Consider the following 20,432-nt stretch of genomic DNA (forward strand, 5'->3'; position numbering starts at 1 on the left):
GTTCCACAGCAACACCAGGAGGCCATCCATGTACGAACCGATCCGCACCAAATCGGTCCACACACCGGCCGACCACGCCGACGACTTCCCGCACCGCTCCCGCGAGGAAGAGCTGGACATCCAGCTCGCCGGACACCTGGCCGCACTTCTCGCGGTCACCGACGAGCTGGACCTCGGCGCGGCGGGCGACCGCATCGCCGAGCAGGTGGCCAGGCTGCGCGGTGCGCCACCCGCCCGGCACGCCGGTCGAACCGATGCACCCGCACTCGCGCTGCACCGCCGCGCCCATGCCCTCGCGGGCCGCGCACTGGTGGTGGCCGCGTCCCGCGCCGACACGGCCGTCGCGATTCTCGCGGCCGAGCGCATGGACGCCCACACGGCGGCGGTCGCCGCTGCCACCGCCCCCGCCGCCCCCTCGCGACTGGTCGGCGCCCTCTGACGGCCCCGGTCCACGGGCCGCCGAGGCGCGTGGACCGGGTGCCACTCATTCATGGCGCTCCCGGCCGGGATGTCGCGGCCAAGGCGGTCGACAGGAACGTCGCGTCCGCGACCACGCACTCCGGCCGCCCCCGCACCGGGGCCGGCCCGACAACCTCCTCGGTCTCCGTGCCGCCCCGCTCCAGGTCCTTGAAGACGACGGTACGTTTCCCGGCCGGGCTGCTGTTGCCCTCCCCCTTGCCCTTGCCCTTGCCTCTTGCGTCGCGGAACTCGACGTGGACCGTGAAGGTCCCGCGCTGCGCCGCCTCGCTGACCACCAGCACCTCGACCACCGGGCGACCGGTCACCGCGTCCTGTCGGCAGGAGGAGAGAGTCACGTCGTCGGACGGGAAGCGCAGGTTCTCGTGGTTCTTCCCCCATACGTAGAAGAAGCTCACGACGAAGCCGACCGGGACCAGGATCACCACGACGACGGACAGCACGATCACGGCCATCACCCAGGGCGGGATTCTGTTCCGCCGCCCCGGGAAGAGCGGCTCACCGGAATACGTCATGATCCCCCCACGGATCCCGCACACCAACGGCATGGTCCGGCTCACGGTAACGACCTCGCCCGCGATTGTCAGCGGCGTCGCGGTGTCCGGGACCTCCGCCTCCGGCGTTGTCGTCAGTCGCCGACGCTCCGCGTCGACTCCCTCCTCCGCCTTGGATTCGAGGCCCCGGACACCGCTCCTTCTCCCACTGCCAATCGTGGGCGAGGTCGTAAGCCGGACCATGCCGCACTCGGAGTACTCACCCGGTCACAACATGGCCACGAGCGCGGCTGGTTGCGGACCCGTACCGTCGCCGACGCCGTCGATACAAAAGGGGCGGGAAAGGGCGACCCCCGGAACCGTAAGGGGATTCCGGGGGCCGTACCGCGGCGGGCCGTTGACCCCACAGGTCAGGGCGGATGTCTGAAGACCCGGCCGCGGGGTGCGTGGGGGCGCGCCCACGCGGGGTGCGCCCGGGGCCTCAGCCCAGGCGCTGGACCAGCGCGCGGTACTCGTCCCACAGTTCCTTCGGTGTGTGGTCACCGAAGGTGTTGAGGTGCTCGGGGATCAGCCCCGCCTCCTCGCGCCAGACTTCCTTGTCGACGTCGAGCAGGAAGTCCAGGTCGGACTCGGAGAGGTCCAGGCCATCGGTGTCCAGGGCGCCCTTGGCGGGCAGGATGCCGATCGGCGTCTCGACGCCCTCGGCCTTGCCCTCCAGGCGCTCGACGATCCACTTCAGGACGCGACTGTTCTCGCCGAAGCCGGGCCACACGAACTTGCCCGCGTCGTTCTTGCGGAACCAGTTCACGTAGTAGATCTTCGGGAGCTTCGACTGGTCCGGCTTGTCCGCGCCGACCTTGATCCAGTGGTTCATGTAGTCGCCCATGTTGTAGCCGCAGAACGGCAGCATGGCGAACGGGTCGCGGCGCAGCTCGCCGACCTTGCCCTCGGCGGCGGCGGTCTTCTCGGAGGCGACGTTGGCTCCGAGGAAGACGCCGTGCTGCCAGTTGAAGGACTCGGTGACCAGCGGTACGGCCGAGGCGCGGCGGCCACCGAAGAGGATGGCCGAGATCGGCACGCCCTTCGGGTCCTCCCACTCGGGCGCGATGATCGGGCACTGGCCGGCCGGGACGGTGAAGCGGGCGTTGGGGTGGGCGGCGGGCGTGTCGGACGCGGGCGTCCAGTCGTTGCCCTTCCAGTCCGTGAGGTGGGCCGGAGCGGTCTCCGTCATGCCCTCCCACCAGACGTCGCCGTCGTCGGTGAGCGCGACGTTGGTGAAGACGGAGTTGCCCCACATGGTCTTCATGGCGTTGGCGTTGGTGTGCTCGCCGGTGCCGGGCGCGACGCCGAAGAAACCGGCCTCGGGGTTGATCGCGTAGAGGCGGCCGTCCTCGCCGAACCGCATCCAGGCGATGTCGTCGCCGATGGTCTCGACGGTCCAGCCGGAGATCGTGGGCTCCAGCATGGCGAGGTTGGTCTTGCCGCAGGCGCTCGGGAACGCGGCGGCAACGTACTTCGGCTCACCCTGCGGCGGCGTGAGCTTGAGGATCAGCATGTGCTCGGCGAGCCAGCCCTCGTCGCGCGCCATGACGGAGGCGATGCGCAGCGCGTAGCACTTCTTGCCGAGCAGGGCGTTGCCGCCGTAGCCGGAGCCGTACGACCAGATCTCGCGGTCCTCGGGGAAGTGCGAGATGTACTTGGTGGTGTTGCACGGCCACGGAACGTCTTCCTGGCCCTCTTCCAGGGGCGCGCCCAGCGTGTGGACGGCCTTGACGAAGAATCCGTCGGTGCCGAGCTCGTCGAGGACGGCCTGTCCCATGCGCGTCATGGTGCGCATCGAGACGGCGACGTACGCGGAGTCGGTGATCTCGACGCCGATCGCGGAGAGCGGGGAGCCGACGGGGCCCATGCAGAACGGGACGACGTACATCGTGCGACCGCGCATGGAGCCGCGGAAGACACCCTTCTCACCGGTGAAGATCTCCCGCATCTCGGCGGGGGCCTTCCAGTGGTTCGTCGGGCCCGCGTCCTCCTCCTTCTCGGAGCAGATGAAGGTGCGGTCCTCGACGCGCGCGACGTCACTGGGGTCGGACGCGGCGTAGTAGGAGTTCGGGCGCTTGATCTCGTCCAGCTTCGTGAACGTGCCCTTGGCCACGAGCTCCCCGCACAGGCGCTCGTACTCGGCCTCGGAGCCGTCGCACCAGACCACCCGGTCCGGCTCGGTGATGGCTGCGATCTCATTCACCCAGGAAACGAGCTCCTGGTGGTCGGTGGGGGCAGTGAGGGGAGCCGCGATGTCGCGCGCCACGATCGCTCCTTGGTGAGGGTGTCTGTTTGGTAGTCGCCCCGTGGGGGCCGCGACCCGGATGCTTCGTAGCCGCTCATCCGGTGCCGAACGCACTCATTTGATCATCCGACCGATTCGCCCATATGTCCAGGGGGCCGCCCACGTGAGCATTGCCACTCGCATTCGTTACCTACGGTTGCGTAGGTACGATGCGGGAATGACTGCTGCCGCCGCCGCGCCCGAGCCAGCCGGGCTGGAAACAGCCGAGTCCGACGCCGTCCCGGCGAAACCACGAATGCGTGGCTGGCTGCACGCCGGAATGTTTCCCGCCGTGATCGTCGCGGGGATCGTGCTGATCGCCCTGACGGACAGCGTCCGCGGCCGGATCGCCTGCGGCATCTACGTCCTGACCGCGTGCCTGCTGTTCGGCGTGAGCGCGCTCTACCACCGCGGCACCTGGGGTCCGCGCGGCGAGGCGGTGCTCCGCCGGCTCGACCACGCCAATATTTTTCTGATCATCGCGGGCACCTACACCCCCCTGACCCTCCTCCTGCTCCCCGAGTCGACCGGGACGCCACTCCTGTGGGCGGTCTGGGCGGCGGCGACCGCGGGCATAGCCTTCCGGGTGTTCTGGGTCGGCGCACCGCGCTGGCTCTACACGCCCTGCTACATAGCGATGGGCTGGGCCGCGGTCTTCTTCCTGCCGGACTTCATGCGAACCGGCGGGATCGCGGTGCTGGTGCTGGTCGTCGTCGGCGGGCTGCTCTACAGCGCCGGCGGTGTCATCTACGGCATCAAACGGCCCAATCCGTCACCGCGGTGGTTCGGCTTCCATGAGGTCTTCCATTCGCTGACCCTGGCGGCCTTCGTCGTGCACTACGTCGGCATCTCACTGGTGGCCTACAACCACAGCTGAGCGCCCCCTTCCCTCTCCTCCCCGCAATGGCCGTGGCTTGAAAGCCGCGGCCATTGCTCATTCCCGGGCCCGGACAGGCGATACATATTGACACTCACAATCTTTTGAGAGTTACTTCCACTTGACTGTAACTCTCGAAGGAGTCTTCCCATGAACCGACGCTGGTGGGCCCTGGGCGCGCTGGTCGCGAGCATGCTCGTCCTCGGATTCGACATGACGATCCTCAACGTGGCGCTGCCGACCATGACCGAACAGCTCGGCGCGACCACCGGCGAGCAGCAGTGGATGGCCGACGCATACGTCGTGGTCTTCGCCGCTCTGATGCTCCCGGCCGGGCTGCTGGGTGACCGGTTCGGGCGTCGCCGGATGCTCATCACCGGCCTCGGCATCTTTCTGATCGGCTCGCTCATCGGCTCGCTCGCCGACGCCGTGCCCGCCGTCGTGACCGCCCGCTGTGTGATGGGCATCGGCGCGGCGCTCGTCATGCCGCTCGCGCTGGCCGTGCTTCCGTCGCTGTTCGGCGCGCCCGAGGACCGGGTCAAGGCCATCGGTATCGTCTCGGCCGCCTCCGCGCTGGGGCTGCCGCTCGGCCCGATCCTCGGCGGCTGGCTGATGGACCACTTCTGGTGGGGCTCGATCTTCCTGATCAACATCCCGATGGTGGCGATCTCCATCACTGCCTGCGTGTTCCTGCTCCCGGAGACCAGCGACCCGGCCTCCCCGAAGGTCGATGCCGTCTCCACCGCCCTGACCGCGGCCGGTCTCGGCACGCTGATCTACGCGATCATCGAGGCCCCCGGACGCGGCTGGGGCGACCCGCTGGTGCTGGGCATGCTGGCCGCCGGTGCCGTACTGATCGGTGCGCTCGTCGTACGGGAACGCGGCGCCGAACGCCCGATGCTCGACATGTCCCTGCTGCGGCAGCGGCCGTTCCTGCTGAGCGTGCTCGCCGCGACCCTGGTGATGTTCGTGATGTCGGGGCTGATGTTCATCCTGCCCGGCTACCTCCAGGCAGTCCTGGGCCACGACGCCTTCGGTACGGGGCTGCGGATGCTGCCGATGATGGGCGGGCTGCTCGTCGCCGCGAAGACGGGCGCCCCCGTCACCCGGCGGTTCGGGGCGCGCGCCACGATGACGGCGGGCCTGGTCGTGCTCGCCTTCGCCGCGCTCCTCGGCAGCCGTACGACCGTCGACAGCGGTTACGGTTTCACGGCGCTGTGGCTCTCCGTCGCCGGGGTCGGCTTCGGCTTCGCCGTCGTCCCCGCGATGGACGCCGCGCTGGCCGCCCTGCCCGCGGACCGTGCGGGCAGCGGCTCGGGGCTGCTGATGACCGTACGGCAGACGGGCAGCGCCCTCGGGATCGCGCTGCTGGGCAGCCTGCTCGCCGGTGCGTACAGCGGCCGGCTCGACACCACCGGCGTACCGGCCGCCGCCGCGGACACGGCCGGGGACTCGGTCGTCGCCGCCCATGTCGTCGCGGCGAAGCTCGGCGCGCAGCGGCTGGCCGGCTCCGCGGACGCGGCGTACGTCCACGGCATGAGCGTGGTCCTGCTCGTGATCGCTGTCACGGCCCTGGTGTCCGCGCTGCTGGTCGGGGCGTTCCTGACCAACCTCCCCACCGAGTCCCGGGAGGGGGCGGACGTGGCCCCCGCGCCCGTCGATGCCTGACAATGGCGACCATGGCCGCCACCTCTCGTACCCCTTCCGTTTCCGCCCCCGGGACGCCTCCCGCGATGGGGCTGCGCGAGCGGAAGAAGCTCAAGACCAGGATCGCGATCCGCCGGGCGACATACCGGCTGATCTCCGAGCAGGGGTACGACGCGACGACGATCGAGCAGATCGCGGAGGCGGCCGAGGTGTCGCCGAGCACCGTCTTCCGGTACTTCGCGACCAAGGAGGACATCGTCCTCACCGACGAGTACGACCCGATCATGGAGGCCGAGCTGCGGAACCGGCCGGCCGACGAACCTCCGCTGGAGTCGCTGCGGTTCATCATGGCCGAGGCGCTGACGGCGTTCCTCGCGAGCGAGGAGGAAGAACTGCGGCAGCGCACCCGGCTGATGGTGGAGGTCCCCGCCATCCGGGCGCGGATGACGGAGACCATGTCGGACACGGCGAAGGTGCTGGCCCGGGCGCTCGCCGACCGCAGCGGCCGCGGCCCGGACGACCTGGAGGTCAGGGTGTTCATCGCGGCGGTGCTGGGGGCGCTGCGCGAGGTGACGCTGTACTGGGGCGAGCACGGCCAGGAGGGCGACCTGATCGCGCTGATCAACCAGGCACTGGACACGCTCGAAGCCGGGCTGACGCTGTAGCCGGGGCTTCGCCCTCAGTCCCGGGACGGCTCCGTCGTCAGTCGTCGGACAGACTTGATCCGAGGCTCCGCGCCAGCGCCTCCCGGTCCGTCGTCGGCGCATCGCAGACGAAGTGCCTGCACACATACGCCGTCGGCGCCCCGCCCACCATCGGCCGGTCCGCCAGCAGCGGGAACTCCGTCCCTGCCGTCTCCCCCGCCGCCACCACCGCACCGGGCGCCCGCCCCAGCAGCGCCGTACGGTGCAGTTCGCCGCCGACCGGTCCGGCGACCGCGACCTCGCGCGGCCCGTCGAGCAGCGCCTCAGCGACGGCGAGCCCCCAGCCGATGAACCTGGGAACCCGCGGGCCGAGCGCCTTCACCACGCCCAACGCCCCCTCCGCTGCGGTGCGATGGGCCTCCGAGCCGGTGTGAGCGGCGTACGAGAGCAGCGCACCGGCCGCCGCCGTCCAGCCCGCCGGGGTCGCGCTGTCGGTGGGGTCCTGCGGGCGGCGGATGAGCTTCTCGGCGTCGTCCGCCGTGTCGTACAGCTGCCCGCCCTCGCCGGTGAAGTGCTGGAGCACGATGTCGAGCAGGAAGCCGGCGAACTCCAGCCAGACGCCCTCACCGGTGACCGCGGCCAGGGCGAGGAAACCCTCCGCGACATCGCCGTAGTCCTCCAGGACCCCGGCGTGCCCGCCGGTCCTCCCGTCCTTCGACGTACGGGTCAGCCGGGCCACGTCGCCCATGTGCACCCGTACCAGCAGATCCGCCGCCTCGGTGGCGCGCTCGATCAGATCGGGCCGGTCGAAGTACGCCCCCGTCTCGGCGAGCGCGGCGATCGCCAGGCCGTTCCAGGCGGCGACCACCTTGTCGTCCCGCCCGGGACGCGGGCGCAGCTCACGGGCGGCCAGCAGCTTGGCCCGTACGTCGGCGGCCCGGTCCGCGTCCACCACGGTGCCCGTCCGCGCGAGCCGGAGGACCGAGGCGCCCTCCTCGAACGTGCCCTTCTCCGTCACCCCGAAGTGCTCGGCGGCGAAAGCCGCGTCCTGATCGCCGAGGACCTCCCTCAGCTGCTCGGGCGTCCATACGTAGTACGCGCCCTCGACATGCCGGCCGGCCCCGTCCTCGCTGTCGGCGTCGAGCGCGGAGGCGAAACCGCCCTCCGGCGTGCGCAGCTCGCGCACCATGAAGTCGGCGGTCTCCAGAGCGACCCGGCGGGCCAGTTCCGAGCCCGTCGACCGCCACAGGTGGGCGTACACCCGGCAGAGGAGCGCGTTGTCGTAAAGCATCTTCTCGAAGTGCGGCGTCACCCACTCCCGGTCCACCGAGTAGCGGGCGAAACCCCCGCCGAGCTGGTCGTACATACCGCCCATGGCCATCGCCGCGCAGGTGTCGGCGGCCATGTCCAGGGCGCCTTCCGCCCCGGTGCGGGCGTGGTGGCGCAGCAGGAACTCGATGATCATGGACGGCGGGAACTTGGGCGCGCCGCCGAACCCGCCGTGCTTCTCGTCGTACTCCCGGGTGAGCCCGAGGAGCGCCTGCGCCAGTTCGGGTTCGCCCGGCAGGCCTTCGCCGCCGTGTGCGAGGGAGCGCTGGGTGAGGTCGTGGACGATGCGTCCGGCGACCTCGGCGACCTCGTCGGGCCGGTCGGACCAGGCGGCCGCGACACCTTCGAGCACCTGATGGAAGGAGGGCATGCCGTGGCGCGGCTCGGGCGGGAAGTACGTGCCGAAGTAGAAGGGTTCGGCGTCGGCGGTCAGGAAGACGGTCATCGGCCAGCCGCCCTGGCCGGTCGCCGCCTGCACGGCCTCCATGTACACGGCGTCGACGTCGGGCCGCTCCTCCCGGTCGACCTTCACCGGGACGAAGTGTTCGTTCAGATAGGCCGCGACCCGGTCGTCCTCGAACGATTCGTGCGCCATCACATGACACCAGTGGCAGCTCGCGTAGCCGACGCTGAGCAGCACCGGCACATTCCGCCTGCGTGCCTCCTCGAAAGCCTCGGGCGACCACGGCCACCAGTCGACCGGATTGTCGGCATGCTGGAGGAGGTACGGGGAAGTCTCACGGTCCAGGCGATTCGGCATACCCACATCCTCTCTCAGGCCCGGTTGATCGCATCGCTCTCTCGCGCTGACGCGCCGTACCCAGCACACTGGGCGGCGATGACAGCAGGGGCAGTTGCAATCGTCGTATCCGGAGGGGGACACACATGCGGGACAGCCATCGGGCCGAAGCCGAACGGCTGTTGGTACGCGCCGTCGAGGAGGAGGTACGGCGGTCGGGCGGCCGGGCGGACGCCGGTGCGCTGACGGCACGCGGGCGGGCCGCGCTCGACTCCCTGGCGGCCGGGGCTGCCGACGAGTACGCCGCGTACCTCCAGGCGCTGGACGCGGCGAAGGCCGGACAGCAGCCGCTGTCGCAGCGGTTCAGCCGATCGGCCATGGGAACTCCACTGCTGGTGACCGGAGTTGCCGCGGTCGCCGCCTTCGGCGCGGATGTCGCGTTCGGTACGGCGGCGGGGCCGGCCCTCGGCGCGGGCGCCGTCGTCGCGGTCGCGGGGGCCACGGCGACCGTCGCCAAGATCACCGCATCGCACTGGCCCGCCGCCCACCGGCGCGCAGGTGCACTCGGACAGCCCGGCGGCGCCGAACAGCTGCGGCTGCAGTGGCTGGCGGCGCTGGAAGTACGGGGCATCCGTCCGTTCCTCGACCAGCAGCGGATGCTCACCGCCTCGTCGCGCACACCGGCGAAAAAGGTCCCCGCGCAGTCGCGGACCGCCCCGTCGCTGCGCGGCGGGGACCGCAGCGCAGCGGCCCGTATGCGCGCGATCCTTGACCAGTCGTTCGGTCATCTGCCCGCGTCCGAGGGGCCGTTCGCCGGGCGACGGGCCGAGCTGGCGCAGATCGCGCAGTGGGTGCGGGAGGCCCGTGCGTCGACGGAGACCAAGCCGACCGTCGTCGTCCTGCACGGTGCGCCCGGCGCCGGGCGCACCACGCTCGCGGTACGGGCGGCGCACAGCCTGAAGGACCAGTTCCGGGGCGCCTGCGTGGTGGACCTGCGCGGCGACGTGGCCGGGGAGGCGCCGCTGGCGACGCGTGACGCGCTGCTGCATCTGCTGAACCGGCTGGGCGCGCCCCGCGAACAGCTGCTGTTCCGAGAGGGAGGCTCCCCCGGTCGAGCGGAGTCGGGAACTCGGGGAAGGGCCTTTGCCGAGCAGCAGGTGCGGCGGCTGAGCGAGTTGTACCACCAGCATCTGACCGGCACCCCGGTGACGATCGTCCTCGACGACGCCAGCGACGCCGCCCAGGTCCGCACGCTGGTTCCCGAGCGTTCCGACAGCCTCGTCCTCGTCACCGCCCGCGAGCCCCTGGAGCTGCCCGCCGACATCCCGGCCCGGGTCCATCAGCTGCCGGTCGGCGCACTGGACGCGGCAGGCGCGGAGGAGCTGCTGCGCGAGGCCGCCGAGGCGCAGGAGCAGGGGCCGTACGACTCCCAGTCGACGGACACGGTCGTCGAGCTGTGCGGCGGGCTGCCGCTGGCGCTGCGCATAGCGGGCTCCTCGCTCGGTCCACGCACCCGGAGCGCGCTCGCCACCGATCTCGCCGCGTACGGCCCGGTCGCACCGGCCCAGCGGGCGCTGTGGCTGCGCTACACCGACCAGTCCGAGCAGGCGCGGCGGCTGCTTCGGCGGCTCGCGCTGGCCGGGCGGGCCAGCCTGGGCGCCGCGGCGGCGGCCGCGCTGCTCTCGGCCGACGAGCAGGAGGCCGAGCGGCTGCTGACGGCGCTGGCGGGGGCCGGGCTCCTGGACCATGTGCGGGGCTCGCGCTACCGGCTGCACGATCTCGTACGGGGCTTCGCCCTGGCCCGGCTGCGGGACGAGGAGGAGGTGGCGGACCGTACCGCGGCCCAGGAGCGGCTGATCAAGAACTACGCGGAGCTGGCCGGTGCCGTGATCCGCATGGTGGACGGCAAGATGTCCACCCGGGCCGGGCAGTTCGGCTCGCACGGGTTCGGTTCGCTGGACTCTGCGCTGCGCTGGCTGGACGAGGAGTCGAGTTTCATCACCTCGGCGCTGCGGCACGCAGAGGGCGTCGACCAGGGGGCCGTACTGGATCTCCTGGGCGCGCTGTGCGACTACTGCCTGCTGCGCGGCGACCTCTACCGGCTGGGCGAGATCAGCGAGTTGACGCAGGCCGTGGACAAGGGGCTGCTGGAGCGGTCCGTGCAGTGGCGTACCGGCATCGCGGCCCGTCAGCTCGGCGAGCTGGACAAGGCGCGCACCACGCTGTCGTCGGTCGTCGGGCTGTACCGCGAGGCGCAGAACGAGGCGGGTACGGCGCTGGCGCTCTGCTCGCTCGGCATCACCCTGCACCACCAGGGCAATCTGACCGAGGCGTCGGCGCGGCTGCGCGAGGCGATCGAGCTGCAGTCCTCCGAGGAGCAGGCCGAGGACCGGGCCTGGTCGCTGCACGCCCTGGCCGCCGTGGAACGCGACCGGGCCCATGTCGCGGAGGCGATGGATCTCCTGGACACCGCGCTGGCCCTGCACCGGGAGGGCGAGTCGCTGCACGGCGAGGCGTGGACGCAGTTCCAGCTGGGCCAGACCCTGTTGCGGATGGGCGACGTGGAGCGGGCGGAGGAGGCGCTGCGTACGGCCCTGGACCTGTACGGCCGCACCCGCGACGAGCGCGGCGAGGCGTGGGCGCTGACCCAGCTGGCCCGCGCGCGGCTGCTGGACGGCGACCCGGCCCCGGCCGTCGGGCAGCTGGACCAGGCCCTGGCCCGCCACCGCGACAACGAGGACGCGCGCGGCGAGGCGTGGACGCTGTACTACCTGGGCCAGGCACTGGAGGAGAACGGCGACACCGACCAGGCGGTGCGGCAGCTGGAGCGGGCGCGCACGATGTTCTCCCGGATGCGGGACACGTACGGGCTGGCGTGCGCCCGGCACCACTCGGGCCGGGTCACCCGCGACCAGCGGGCCGCCCAGACCGGGAACCTCCGCAACTCCGGCTTCGCCCGCCAGCTCCTGGTCGACGCCCGGGCCGACTTCCGGCGCATCGGGGTCGCCCACGGCGAAGCCTGGACGTGCCTGGAGCTGGCCCTGATCGACGCGGGCAACAACCGCGCCCCGCAGGCGCTGGAGCTGTGCGGCGAGGCGGCCGAGCTGTTCGACTCCTACGGCGACAGACGGGGCGAGGACTGGGCCCGCTTCCTGCGCTGCACACTGCTGCCGTACGCGTCACCGGGCGGCAGCGAGGTGGGCACGGTGGTGGCCCAGCAGGAACTGGCCGACCTGCTCCTGGCCGGCCACCCGACGCGCGACAGCAAGCTGGAGGACTGCGCGGAGGCGTTCACCGTGGTGCTGAACCGCGGCGTGGACCTGGAGGACGGCTGGCAGGCGTGGCGCCTGGGCATGACACCCACACGCCACGCACGGGAGGTCATGGGCGTACCTGTCCGGCCATGACCGGCCCGTCCGGCGTGTGAGGACGTCTTTGGCCCCGGCCGGGCACAACCGCCCCGTCCGGCGCCAGGCGCACGAGGCGGCTACCGGATGCCCCGGTACCGCCCCGCGCCTACTTCCGCTTCGCGGACCCCGCACCCGCGGCAACGGCGCCACCGGACTCCGCCTCCGGGTCCGGGGCCTCCTCGAAGTCGACCTTGCCCATGTGGCGGTTCATGGACTTCATCAGCAGCCACACGCCCGCGGCGAGCGCCGCGAAGACGATGAAGCCGAGAACGCCGGGGGTCACCTTGTTGTCGTCGAGCTCCTTGGCGAGAGGGACGAGATGGGTCAGTGCCTGGGTCGCGTACATATCAGGCATTGTCGCGGATGCCCGCGAAGAGGTCGCTCTCGGGGAGGGAGGTATCGACGAGGGACTTCGCCAGCTCGTACTCCTCGGTCGGCCAGACCTCCTTCTGGATCTCCATCGGGACGCGGAACCAGCCGCCGTCGGGGTCGATCTGCGTCGCGTGCGCGATCAGCGCCTTGTCGCGGATCTCGAAGAAGTCCGCGCACGGAACATGCGTGGTCAGCGTGCGTTCGTCGCGCTCGAACTCCTTCCAGCGCTTCAGCCACTCGCCGTACGGGGACTCCAGGCCACGGGACAGCAGCGCCTCGTGGAGCGCCACCGTGCGCGGCCGGTTGAAGCCCTGGTTGTAGTAGAGCTTCTGCGGCTGCCAGGCCGGACCGAACTCCGACTCGGGGAACGTCTCGGTGTCCGACGCGCCGTCGAACGCGATCATCGTGATCTTGTGGGTCATGATGTGGTCGGGGTGCGGGTACCCGCCGTTCTCGTCGTACGTCGTGACGGCCTGCGGCCGGAACGCACGGATGCTGCGGACGAGACGCCCCGCGGCCTTCTCCTCGTCCTCCAGCGCGAAGCAGCCCTCGGGCAGCGGCGGCAGCGGGTCGCCCTCGGGCAGACCCGAGTCGACGAAGCCGAGCCACTCCTGCTTGACGCCCAGGATCTCCCGGGCCTCGTCCATCTCCTTCTTGCGCACCTCGTGGATGTTCTCCTCGATGTACGCGTCGCCCTGGAGCTTCGGGTTGAGGATGGAGCCGCGCTCGCCTCCCGTGCAGGTCACGACCAGCACGTCCACCCCCTCGGACACATACTTGGCCATGGTGGCCGCGCCCTTGCTCGACTCGTCGTCGGGGTGGGCGTGAACGGCCATCAGTCGCAGCTGCTCAGTCAAGACTCGATCCTCGTTGATTGGACGCCATGGAGAGGTGTCGTCCCGAAGGGACGTCGGTTCGGGGTGGCGGTCGGGTGGCGGGTGGCAGGCTTCTATAGTGACCGAACCGGGGGGCGGAAAATTCCTCGATCCCCGGTACGGGAGGAACGATCATGACTGCGGTGCGTGAAGCGCTTCCGGAGAACCGCTACGGCCGCTCCGCGGACCAGCGCGCGGACCGCAAGCTCAAGATCATCGGTTCGGTGCTGGGCGTCGCCCTTCTCGGCGTGATCGGCTGGATCGGATACGACTACATCGCCGGCCAGGGCATCAGCGCCGAGGTGATCAAGTTCGAGGTCGTCTCGGACGAGCGGGTCGATGTGCACCTGGAGGTGCGCAAGGGCACCGACACCAAGGGCTACTGCACGCTCCGCTCGCAGCACGAGGACGGCAGCGACGTGGCCCGCAAGGACTTCCGCTTCGACGCCCGCACGGACCGTATCGACCGCGTCCTGTCGTTGCGCACGACATCCAGGGCGACCAGCGTCGAGCTGCTGGGCTGCACCGCCGACGGCGGGGCGGCACAGTGACCGCCGCACGCCGACGCTGAACCGCTGTTGTAGCCGCTGACCTGCACATACACAGTCCTGACGGTTTACCTGCTCCCCCTTTTCCTGGGGAATTGTTAGGCTCGTGGTTTCGCCCACCCGTGGAGGCACATGCTTACGGGTAGGGCGATGCTTTGTATTCCCAGTACCGACGAGGAGCACCCTGTGACCCAGACCAGCGAAAACGTCACCTGGCTCACGCAGGAGGCGTACAACCAGCTCAAGGCCGAGCTGGAGTACCTGTCTGGTCCCGCGCGCACGGAAATCTCCGTAAAGATCGCGGCGGCCCGTGAGGAGGGTGACCTCCGGGAAAATGGCGGGTACCACGCGGCCAAGGAGGAGCAGGGCAAGATGGAGTTGCGGGTGCGCCAGCTCACCCAGCTCCTGGAGCACGCGAAGGTCGGCGAGGCACCTGCCGACGACGGCGTGGTCGAGCCCGGCATGGTTGTGACGATCGCCTTCGACGGCGACCCGGACGACACGATGACCTTCCTGCTCGCCTCGCGCGAGTACGCGAGCTCGAACATCGAGACGTACTCCCCGCAGTCGCCGCTCGGCACCGGCGTGAACGGCAAGAAGATGGGCGAGGACGCCGAGTACGAGCTGCCGAACGGCAAGACGGCCACCGTGAAGATTCTCGCGGCGAAGCCTTACACGGGCTGATCCCGCACCACTGATGCGGGGAGCCTCCGGCCCGACGGGCCGGGGGCTCCCCGCATGTGCGGCGTCCCTCGGACCGCGACCTGCCGGTACTTGCGCACCGCCGGCGTGCGGAAGCACCCCAGGGCCGGCAGCGACCGGAGCAGCGACGCCCGGACCGGGTGCACATCCATGCCGCTGCCGATATATCGCGACACGTGAGGCTCAGCTCATCACCAGATAGCCCGCGTCGTGCAGCGCCGCCGAGACCTCCTCGCAGTGCTCCGGCCCCTTCGTCTCCAGCTGCAGCTCCACCTCGACCTCGGTGAGCCCGAGCCGGGGATCGGTCCGCACATGGCCGATGTCGAGGACGTTGGCGTCGACGACCGAGAGCACGGCCAGCAGCGTGGCCAGCGCGCCGGGGCGGTCGGTCAGCCGCAGCCGCAGGCTCAGATAGCGACCGGCCGCCACCATGCCGTGGGTCAGGATGCGCTGCATCAGCAGCGGGTCCACATTGCCGCCCGACAGCAGCGCGACGACCGGCCCGCGGAACGACTTCGGATCGCTCAGCAGCGCCGCGACCGGGCTCGCACCGGCCGGTTCCACCACCAGCTTCGCCCGCTCCAGACAGAGCAGCAGCGCACTGGACAACTCGTCCTCGGAGACCGTACGGACCTCGTCGACCAGCTCCCTGACCAGCTCGAACGGCACATCGCCGGGGCGCCCCACCTTGATGCCGTCCGCCATCGTGTTCAGCGTGCCGATCGACACCGGATGCCCCGCGGCCAGCGACGGCGGATAGCAGGCCGCGCCCGCCGCCTGCACGCCGACGATCCGCACATCGGGCCGGACCGCCTTGACCGCCACCGCGATGCCCGCGGCGAGACCACCGCCGCCGATCCCGACGACGATGGTGCGTACCTCGGGGCACTGTTCGAGGATCTCCAGGCCCACCGTGCCCTGTCCGGCGATGATGTCGGGGTGGTCGAAGGGGTGGATGAAGACCGCACCCGTCTCCTGCGCGTACTCCTGGGCGGCGGCCAGCGTCTCGTCGACGACATGACCGTGCAGCCGGACCTGTGCCCCGTACTGGCGGGTGGCGGCCACCTTCGGCAGCGGCGCACCGACCGGCATGAAGACCGTCGACCGTACGCCGAGCAGAGCAGAGGCGAGTGCGACACCCTGCGCATGATTTCCGGCGCTGGCGGCTACGACTCCGGCCGCCCGCTCCACCGGGGACAGGCCCGCGATCCGTACATATGCACCACGCAGTTTGAACGAGCCGGTCCGTTGCAGGTTCTCGCACTTGAAGTGGACCGGCGCGCCCACGAGCTCGGTCAGATGGCGGCTGCCCTCCATGGCGGTAACTCTGGCCACGCCGGAAAGCATCTTCTGCGCCCCGAGGATGTCGTCGAGGATCAGTGGGGGAAGATGGCCGGGCGCACGGAATTTCATACCGTAAGTCTTGCAGCTCGGCAGGGTGCCGGACGCCTTGTGCGGTCCCGTCCTGAGCCGTTGTCCACAGGTTTGTGCAGCACTGGTACGCGTTGCCCCGTGGCCGCGTACTCTGTCCCCCACCCATCCGACACCGCACGAAGAGAGCCCCCGGCCATGCCCCCTCAGGACATGACGACAGCTGCGTCTCCTTCCGGGGGCGCCACCCCCGAACCCACGGGTTCCGACCACGTCCTCGATGCGCTGCAGCACCAGGTCGCGGTATTCGCCCGCCGTGCCGAGCAGACCCGCCTCGGCGGTGTCGGCCAGGTGCGCAATTCCATGGACCGGGCCGCCTATCTGCTGCTCAACCGGCTGGACCGGGAAGGCCCGATGGGCGTCAAGGCACTGGCCGCAGGCATGGGGATCGACTCCTCGACCGTGACCCGGCAGGTCGCACCCCTCGTCGACACCGGTCTGGTCAAGCGCACCTCGCACCCGGAGGACGGCCGTGCCGTCGTGCTCCAGCTCTCGCCGCGCGGCCAGGCACGGCTGGACGAGGTCCGCGAATCCCGGCGCGAGCTCATGACACAGGTGACGGACGACTGGACGGCCGAGGAGCGCGAGACGTTCTGCACGCTGCTCACCCGGTTCAATCTGGCACTGGCCGCCCGCCAGACCTCGCCCCAGGCGCCCCCCGCCGGCTAGCGGGAGCGGCAACGCCTGACGGTGCCGCGCAGGCTGTCGGGCGCACGCCTCTTGACCAGGAGCCCGGCAACGGCTCGGATGAGGACTGTGCGAGAGCGCCAGGCGGGCCGGGAGCGGCGCCGCGCCCAGGAGTTCGAGACCTTCGTGGCGGGCGCGGCCGGCCGACTGCTGCACACGGCCACGCTGCTGACCGCCGAGCCCATGCAGCCACCCGGAGCGAACCCCCGGGCCCAGCGGATGCTCACATCCGCGCTGACACGCACGTACGCGCAGTGGGGGCGGCTGCGCGGCGAGGACCCGTACGACCGCACCCGGCGGGAGCTGGCCATCCGGTTCGCCCACGAGGTCTGGCGGCACCACCGGCCGCGCGGCGGGCTGCTGGACCGGCTGACGCCGCAGGAGCGTCTCGTTCTCGTGCTGCGGCTGTACGAGGGCGTCGCGGAGGAGCAGGCCGCGGCGCTGCTCGGGCTTCCGGTGGAGCGGATCCGGGCGATCTGCAACCGTTCGGTGGCCACGATGCGCGGCACCCGCCGGCCCACAGCGCGGTGGGGGTCGCAACGGCCGCTGGGGGTCGCGCCATGAGCCGCAGCAGCAGCCGCGAGGACGAGGTCCGGCGCATGCTGGACGGTCCGCATCCGCAGGTGCCCGCCGATCTGGCACAGCGGGCGGCGGAGCGCGGCGGCCGACTGCTGCGCCGGCGCCGTTTCGCCCGCAGGCTGGTGCTGCTGGTGGCGTTCGCCGCGATGGTCGCCTTCACGGTGTGGGCGGTGGCGGCGCAGCCGTGGCAACTGCCTCCCACCGAGACGACGCCGTCGCTCGACGGCTGGTGAGGGCCGGTCCGGGGCGACCTATCCTGGAACGAGGCGTCACGGGGAACCGGCCGAGGAGGCTGCGATGACCAGGAAAGTCGCCGACTGCCGCAAGTATCCGAGCGTCACGAACTGCTCGCTCACCATCTCCGGCGAGGAAGAAGAGGTCGTAAGGGCTGCGGCGGAGCACGCGGTCTCCGTCCATGAGCACGCCGACAGCCCGGAACTGCGCGAACAGATCCGGGCGTCTCTGGACGACGAGAAGGCCGGCGTCTGAGAGCCTGTCGGGTGACCTTTGATCGGGCGGACGCGGCCAGGGGCGGCCGGGCCTGAACGATCAAGCCCGCCCGCCTCCGCTCGGCCCCGAGAGTCCCTAGCCGAGCGCCTGCGTCAGATCGGCGATGAGGTCGTCGGCGGACTCGATGCCGACGGAGAGCCGGACGAGGTCGGCCGGCACCTCCAGCGGGGAGCCGGCCGCCGAGGCGTGCGTCATGCGGCCCGGGTGCTCCACGAGGGACTCGACGCCGCCCAGGGACTCACCGAGGGTGAACAGCTTCGCCCGGTTGCAGACGTGGACCGCCGCGTCCTCGCCGCCCACGACGCGGAAGGACACCATGCCGCCGAAGGCCTTCATCTGCTTGGCGGCGACCTCGTGGCCCGGGTGCTCGGGCAGCCCCGGGTAGAGGACCTGGGTGACCTTGGGATGCCGGGTCAGCAGATCGGCGATCTTCGTGGCGTTCTCGCTGTGCCGGTCCATACGGACCGCGAGGGTCTTGATGCCGCGCAGCACCAGCCAGGCGTCGAACGGTCCGGCGACCGCGCCCATCGCGTTCTGGTGGTACGCCAACTCCTCGGCCAGTTCCGGGTCGTTGACGATCAGCGCACCGCCGACGACGTCCGAGTGGCCACCCATGTACTTGGTGGTGGAGTGCACCACGACATCGGCGCCCAGGGCGAGGGGCTGCTGGAGGTAGGGGCTGGCGAAGGTGTTGTCGACGACCAGTCGTGCACCCGCCGCGCGGGCCACACCGGCGACTGCGGCGATGTCGGTGATGCCGAGCAGCGGATTGGACGGGGTCTCCACCCAGATCGCCTTGGTGCGCGGGGTGATCGCCGCCCGTACCGCCGTCACGTCCGAGGTGTCGGCCACCGAGAAGTCCACGCCCCACCGCGAGACGACCTTCGCGAACAGCCGGAACGTGCCGCCGTAGGCGTCGTTCGGGATGACCACATGGTCGCCGGGGGTGAGCAGCGTACGGAGCAGGCAGTCCTCGGCGGCGAGGCCGGAGGCGAAGGCGAGTCCGCGGCGGCCGCCCTCCAGGGCCGCGAGGTTGTCCTCCAGGGCGGTACGGGTCGGGTTGGCGCTGCGGCTGTACTCGTAGCCGCCGCGCAGTCCGCCCACGCCGTCCTGCTTGTACGTGGACACCTGATAAATGGGCGGAACAACGGCGCCGGTGAGGGGATCGGCGGTGTTTCCCGCGTGGATCGCGAGAGTCTCGAAGCTGTGCTGGTCGCTCATAGGGCCCGAGCGTAGTTTGTCGCGAGGGCGCCCACCGGGCTACCGGGCCGTCCGGTGACAATGGGGGCATGGACATTCTCTGGTTCCTGCTCGCACTGTGCATGCTCGCCGCGGTCATCGGCCCCTTCGTGCTGCGCCGCCGCGGCGGTATCCGGCAGGTCGCGCCCGGTTCCCCGGACGCCGCCGATCCGGACACCTACGGCTTCGTGCGCCAGGAGGAGCTGGACATCCGGCTGCCGGGCCCGGACCAGGATCTTCTCGATGTGCTCGATGTCGTGCAGCGTTCCCAGGACTGGCGGGCGGCCTCGCAGTTGCTGGCCGGTACGCCCAAGGAGGACGAGGTGCGGTGGCAGCGGGTGCAGGCGTTCGCCGGTGCCGCCTCGCTGGAGCTGGCGCAGCAGCCCGGTGTCGGCGGTTCGTGGCTGCGCAAGTGGCGGGCCGATGCGCCGAAGGACGCCGGCGGTGCGGCGGTGCACGCCGAATTCCTGGTGCAGCAGGCCTGGCGTTCGTCGACCGCGGGGACGGACGACTTCCGGATCATCCTTGAGGAGGCCCGTACGGTCTGCGGCGAGGCGGCGCTGCTGGCGCCGGGCGACCCCGTTCCGTACCTCGTCGAGCTGGCGGTCTCCCGTGGACTCGGTTACTCGCACGAGGAGTTCGACCGGCTCTGGGCGAAGGTGATCGACCGGGCCCCGGCCCACATGGGCGCGCACATCGCCGCGCTGCACTACTGGTGCGAGAAGTGGCACGGCTCCCGCGAGGCGGCCGACCGCTTCGCCACCACGGCCGCCGCCCGCGCCCCGCAGGGCTCACTGCTGGCCGCGCTGCCGCTCTTCGCGGTGTACGAGCATCTGCCCGAGGTCAATCTCGTACAGGGCTTCTACCGGAGCGCAGTGGTGACCAAGGCGGTCGAGGGCGCCCTGTTCGCGGTGCACGCGGCCCGCGCCGACGACCCGATGCTCGCGCACGTCCGCCATCTGCTGGTGCTGTTCCTGGTCCGGATGGAACGCTGGTCGGAGGCGATGAACCAGCTCGTCCACATCGACGGCCACGTGGGCGCGCTGCCGTGGACCCAGAGCCCCGACCCGGCCGCCGAGTACACGGTCTACCGGGCCCTGGCGGTGGCAGGCTACGAGGCGAACGGCGGCAGCCCGGCGACGCTGCCGCGGTAGTAGTGAGCCGCGGCGCCCGGCACTCGCTGTCGGCGAACGGCGCAGTCCCGCCACGCGCTGCCGCGGTAGTCGCGAGCCCCGGCACCCGCTGCCGAGGCACTGCCCGGGCGACCGACCGACGGCGAACGGCTGCCCGGCGGCGAACCGGTGACACCGCCGGGGCAGCGGCCCGGTGAAGCCGGGGGCGGCATAGCGGTGACGTCGGGGGCGGCGGACCGGTGACACCACCGGGGCGGCCGCCCGCCGCCCGTTCTCCGGGCGATGTCCAGGGCGGCACGGCCCCGGTCCCGGGCTGCCCGCATATCGCGTTGCCGCGCCCGTCCGCGGGACGACATACTCCGATTCCCCACGCGCACCACCGTCACCGCCACCCGTCCCCTTCCCGTGGGGGA

The 20,432-nt window shown here is 71.0% G+C and carries 19 protein-coding genes; 12 read left to right on the plus strand and 7 right to left on the minus strand.

Features of this window, described 5'->3' with window-relative positions:
- The first annotated feature begins 28 nt into the window (after window positions 1-28).
- Window positions 29-439 (plus strand): SCO4983 family protein, encoded by a 411-nt coding sequence (locus OG609_RS14920; RefSeq protein ID WP_327273271.1) that lies wholly within the window; start codon window positions 29-31, stop codon window positions 437-439.
- Window positions 440-488: 49 nt separating this feature from the next.
- Here the strand turns inward: OG609_RS14920 and OG609_RS14925 are convergent, their stop codons facing one another.
- Together OG609_RS14925 and OG609_RS14930 are read right to left on the minus strand one after the other, a co-directional pair.
- On the minus strand, window positions 489-992 hold the full coding sequence (locus OG609_RS14925; protein ID WP_327273272.1) for a hypothetical protein: 504 nt from the start codon (window positions 990-992) through the stop codon (window positions 489-491).
- A 460-nt stretch (window positions 993-1,452) separates the two neighbouring features.
- Window positions 1,453-3,279 carry a phosphoenolpyruvate carboxykinase (GTP) gene (locus tag OG609_RS14930; protein WP_327273273.1) on the minus strand — a complete coding sequence of 609 codons (1,827 nt, stop codon included), beginning with the start codon at window positions 3,277-3,279 and terminating at the stop codon, window positions 1,453-1,455.
- Window positions 3,280-3,475: 196 nt separating this feature from the next.
- Here OG609_RS14930 and trhA point away from each other — a divergent pair, with 196 nt between their 5' ends.
- The 3 genes from trhA (at window position 3,476) to OG609_RS14945 (ending at window position 6,486) form a co-directional block, all read left to right on the plus strand.
- Complete coding sequence (trhA, locus tag OG609_RS14935) at window positions 3,476-4,174, plus strand: PAQR family membrane homeostasis protein TrhA (protein WP_327273274.1); 699 nt, start codon at window positions 3,476-3,478, stop codon at window positions 4,172-4,174.
- Window positions 4,175-4,324: 150 nt separating this feature from the next.
- Window positions 4,325-5,842 (plus strand): MFS transporter, encoded by a 1,518-nt coding sequence (locus OG609_RS14940; protein ID WP_327273275.1) that lies wholly within the window; start codon window positions 4,325-4,327, stop codon window positions 5,840-5,842.
- Between the two features lie 11 nt (window positions 5,843-5,853).
- A complete protein-coding gene (locus OG609_RS14945; protein ID WP_327273276.1) occupies window positions 5,854-6,486 on the plus strand; it encodes a TetR/AcrR family transcriptional regulator in 633 nt (210 codons plus the stop codon).
- A gap of 37 nt (window positions 6,487-6,523) precedes the next feature.
- Here the strand turns inward: OG609_RS14945 and OG609_RS14950 are convergent, their stop codons facing one another.
- On the minus strand, window positions 6,524-8,554 hold the full coding sequence (locus OG609_RS14950) for a thioredoxin domain-containing protein (RefSeq protein WP_327273277.1): 2,031 nt from the start codon (window positions 8,552-8,554) through the stop codon (window positions 6,524-6,526).
- Window positions 8,555-8,679: 125 nt separating this feature from the next.
- On the opposite strand from OG609_RS14950, the gene OG609_RS14955 reads away from it, so the two are divergent.
- On the plus strand, window positions 8,680-11,940 hold the full coding sequence (locus tag OG609_RS14955) for a tetratricopeptide repeat protein (RefSeq protein WP_327273278.1): 3,261 nt from the start codon (window positions 8,680-8,682) through the stop codon (window positions 11,938-11,940).
- 109 nt (window positions 11,941-12,049) lie between these two features.
- Here OG609_RS14955 and OG609_RS14960 read toward each other — a convergent pair whose 3' ends face one another.
- Window positions 12,050-12,289 carry a hypothetical protein gene (locus tag OG609_RS14960; RefSeq protein ID WP_327273279.1) on the minus strand — a complete coding sequence of 80 codons (240 nt, stop codon included), beginning with the start codon at window positions 12,287-12,289 and terminating at the stop codon, window positions 12,050-12,052.
- A gap of 1 nt (window position 12,290) precedes the next feature.
- Window positions 12,291-13,172, minus strand: coding sequence for a mycothiol conjugate amidase Mca (mca, locus tag OG609_RS14965; RefSeq protein WP_327273280.1), 882 nt, complete (start codon window positions 13,170-13,172; stop codon window positions 12,291-12,293).
- 152 nt (window positions 13,173-13,324) lie between these two features.
- On the opposite strand from mca, the gene OG609_RS14970 reads away from it, so the two are divergent.
- Both OG609_RS14970 and greA read left to right on the plus strand, forming a co-directional pair.
- Complete coding sequence (locus OG609_RS14970; protein WP_327273281.1) at window positions 13,325-13,741, plus strand: DUF4307 domain-containing protein; 417 nt, start codon at window positions 13,325-13,327, stop codon at window positions 13,739-13,741.
- Between the two features lie 183 nt (window positions 13,742-13,924).
- Window positions 13,925-14,422, plus strand: a complete 498-nt coding sequence (greA, locus tag OG609_RS14975) for a transcription elongation factor GreA (RefSeq protein WP_266358450.1) — start codon at window positions 13,925-13,927, stop codon at window positions 14,420-14,422.
- 201 nt (window positions 14,423-14,623) lie between these two features.
- Here the strand turns inward: greA and ilvA are convergent, their stop codons facing one another.
- Window positions 14,624-15,853 (minus strand): threonine ammonia-lyase, encoded by a 1,230-nt coding sequence (gene ilvA, locus OG609_RS14980; protein WP_327273282.1) that lies wholly within the window; start codon window positions 15,851-15,853, stop codon window positions 14,624-14,626.
- Between the two features lie 156 nt (window positions 15,854-16,009).
- On the opposite strand from ilvA, the gene OG609_RS14985 reads away from it, so the two are divergent.
- The 4 genes from OG609_RS14985 to OG609_RS15000 all read left to right on the plus strand — a co-directional run bounded on the left by OG609_RS14985 (window position 16,010) and on the right by OG609_RS15000 (window position 17,626).
- A complete protein-coding gene (locus OG609_RS14985; protein WP_114246329.1) occupies window positions 16,010-16,540 on the plus strand; it encodes a MarR family winged helix-turn-helix transcriptional regulator in 531 nt (176 codons plus the stop codon).
- Window positions 16,541-16,627: 87 nt separating this feature from the next.
- Window positions 16,628-17,122 (plus strand): sigma factor-like helix-turn-helix DNA-binding protein, encoded by a 495-nt coding sequence (locus tag OG609_RS14990; protein WP_327278055.1) that lies wholly within the window; start codon window positions 16,628-16,630, stop codon window positions 17,120-17,122.
- A complete protein-coding gene (locus OG609_RS14995) occupies window positions 17,119-17,370 on the plus strand; it encodes a hypothetical protein (protein ID WP_327273283.1) in 252 nt (83 codons plus the stop codon). Before OG609_RS14990 ends, OG609_RS14995 begins: the two co-directional genes overlap by 4 nt.
- A 64-nt stretch (window positions 17,371-17,434) precedes the next feature.
- The gene (locus tag OG609_RS15000; protein ID WP_327273284.1) at window positions 17,435-17,626 is read left to right on the plus strand and encodes a DUF1059 domain-containing protein; all 192 of its coding nucleotides are present in this window, start codon (window positions 17,435-17,437) and stop codon (window positions 17,624-17,626) included.
- Window positions 17,627-17,722: 96 nt separating this feature from the next.
- Here OG609_RS15000 and OG609_RS15005 read toward each other — a convergent pair whose 3' ends face one another.
- On the minus strand, window positions 17,723-18,868 hold the full coding sequence (locus OG609_RS15005) for a cystathionine gamma-synthase (RefSeq protein WP_327273285.1): 1,146 nt from the start codon (window positions 18,866-18,868) through the stop codon (window positions 17,723-17,725).
- A gap of 68 nt (window positions 18,869-18,936) precedes the next feature.
- Between OG609_RS15005 and OG609_RS15010 the strand changes: the two genes are divergently transcribed.
- Entirely contained in the window at window positions 18,937-20,040 is a 1,104-nt protein-coding gene (locus OG609_RS15010; RefSeq protein ID WP_327273286.1) for a hypothetical protein, read from the plus strand.
- Window positions 20,041-20,432 lie beyond the last annotated feature (392 nt).

Origin of the sequence: Streptomyces sp. NBC_01224 (assembly GCF_036002945.1) — a bacterium.
Lineage (GTDB): Bacteria > Actinomycetota > Actinomycetes > Streptomycetales > Streptomycetaceae > Streptomyces.

Excerpts from the sequence above, each read along its gene's own strand:
- OG609_RS14920 (WP_327273271.1), top strand. The coding sequence starts at position 29 with ATGTACGAACCGATCCGCACCAAATCGGTCCACACACCGGCCGACCAC.
- OG609_RS14925 (WP_327273272.1), bottom strand. The coding sequence starts at position 992 with ATGACGTATTCCGGTGAGCCGCTCTTCCCGGGGCGGCGGAACAGAATC.
- trhA (WP_327273274.1), top strand. The coding sequence starts at position 3,476 with ATGACTGCTGCCGCCGCCGCGCCCGAGCCAGCCGGGCTGGAAACAGCC.
- OG609_RS14940 (WP_327273275.1), top strand. The coding sequence starts at position 4,325 with ATGAACCGACGCTGGTGGGCCCTGGGCGCGCTGGTCGCGAGCATGCTC.
- OG609_RS14945 (WP_327273276.1), top strand. The coding sequence starts at position 5,854 with ATGGCCGCCACCTCTCGTACCCCTTCCGTTTCCGCCCCCGGGACGCCT.
- OG609_RS14950 (WP_327273277.1), bottom strand. The coding sequence starts at position 8,554 with ATGCCGAATCGCCTGGACCGTGAGACTTCCCCGTACCTCCTCCAGCAT.
- OG609_RS14955 (WP_327273278.1), top strand. The coding sequence starts at position 8,680 with ATGCGGGACAGCCATCGGGCCGAAGCCGAACGGCTGTTGGTACGCGCC.
- OG609_RS14960 (WP_327273279.1), bottom strand. The coding sequence starts at position 12,289 with ATGTACGCGACCCAGGCACTGACCCATCTCGTCCCTCTCGCCAAGGAG.
- OG609_RS14970 (WP_327273281.1), top strand. The coding sequence starts at position 13,325 with ATGACTGCGGTGCGTGAAGCGCTTCCGGAGAACCGCTACGGCCGCTCC.
- ilvA (WP_327273282.1), bottom strand. The coding sequence starts at position 15,853 with ATGAAATTCCGTGCGCCCGGCCATCTTCCCCCACTGATCCTCGACGAC.
- OG609_RS14985 (WP_114246329.1), top strand. The coding sequence starts at position 16,010 with ATGCCCCCTCAGGACATGACGACAGCTGCGTCTCCTTCCGGGGGCGCC.
- OG609_RS14995 (WP_327273283.1), top strand. The coding sequence starts at position 17,119 with ATGAGCCGCAGCAGCAGCCGCGAGGACGAGGTCCGGCGCATGCTGGAC.
- OG609_RS15000 (WP_327273284.1), top strand. The coding sequence starts at position 17,435 with ATGACCAGGAAAGTCGCCGACTGCCGCAAGTATCCGAGCGTCACGAAC.
- OG609_RS15005 (WP_327273285.1), bottom strand. The coding sequence starts at position 18,868 with ATGAGCGACCAGCACAGCTTCGAGACTCTCGCGATCCACGCGGGAAAC.
- OG609_RS15010 (WP_327273286.1), top strand. The coding sequence starts at position 18,937 with ATGGACATTCTCTGGTTCCTGCTCGCACTGTGCATGCTCGCCGCGGTC.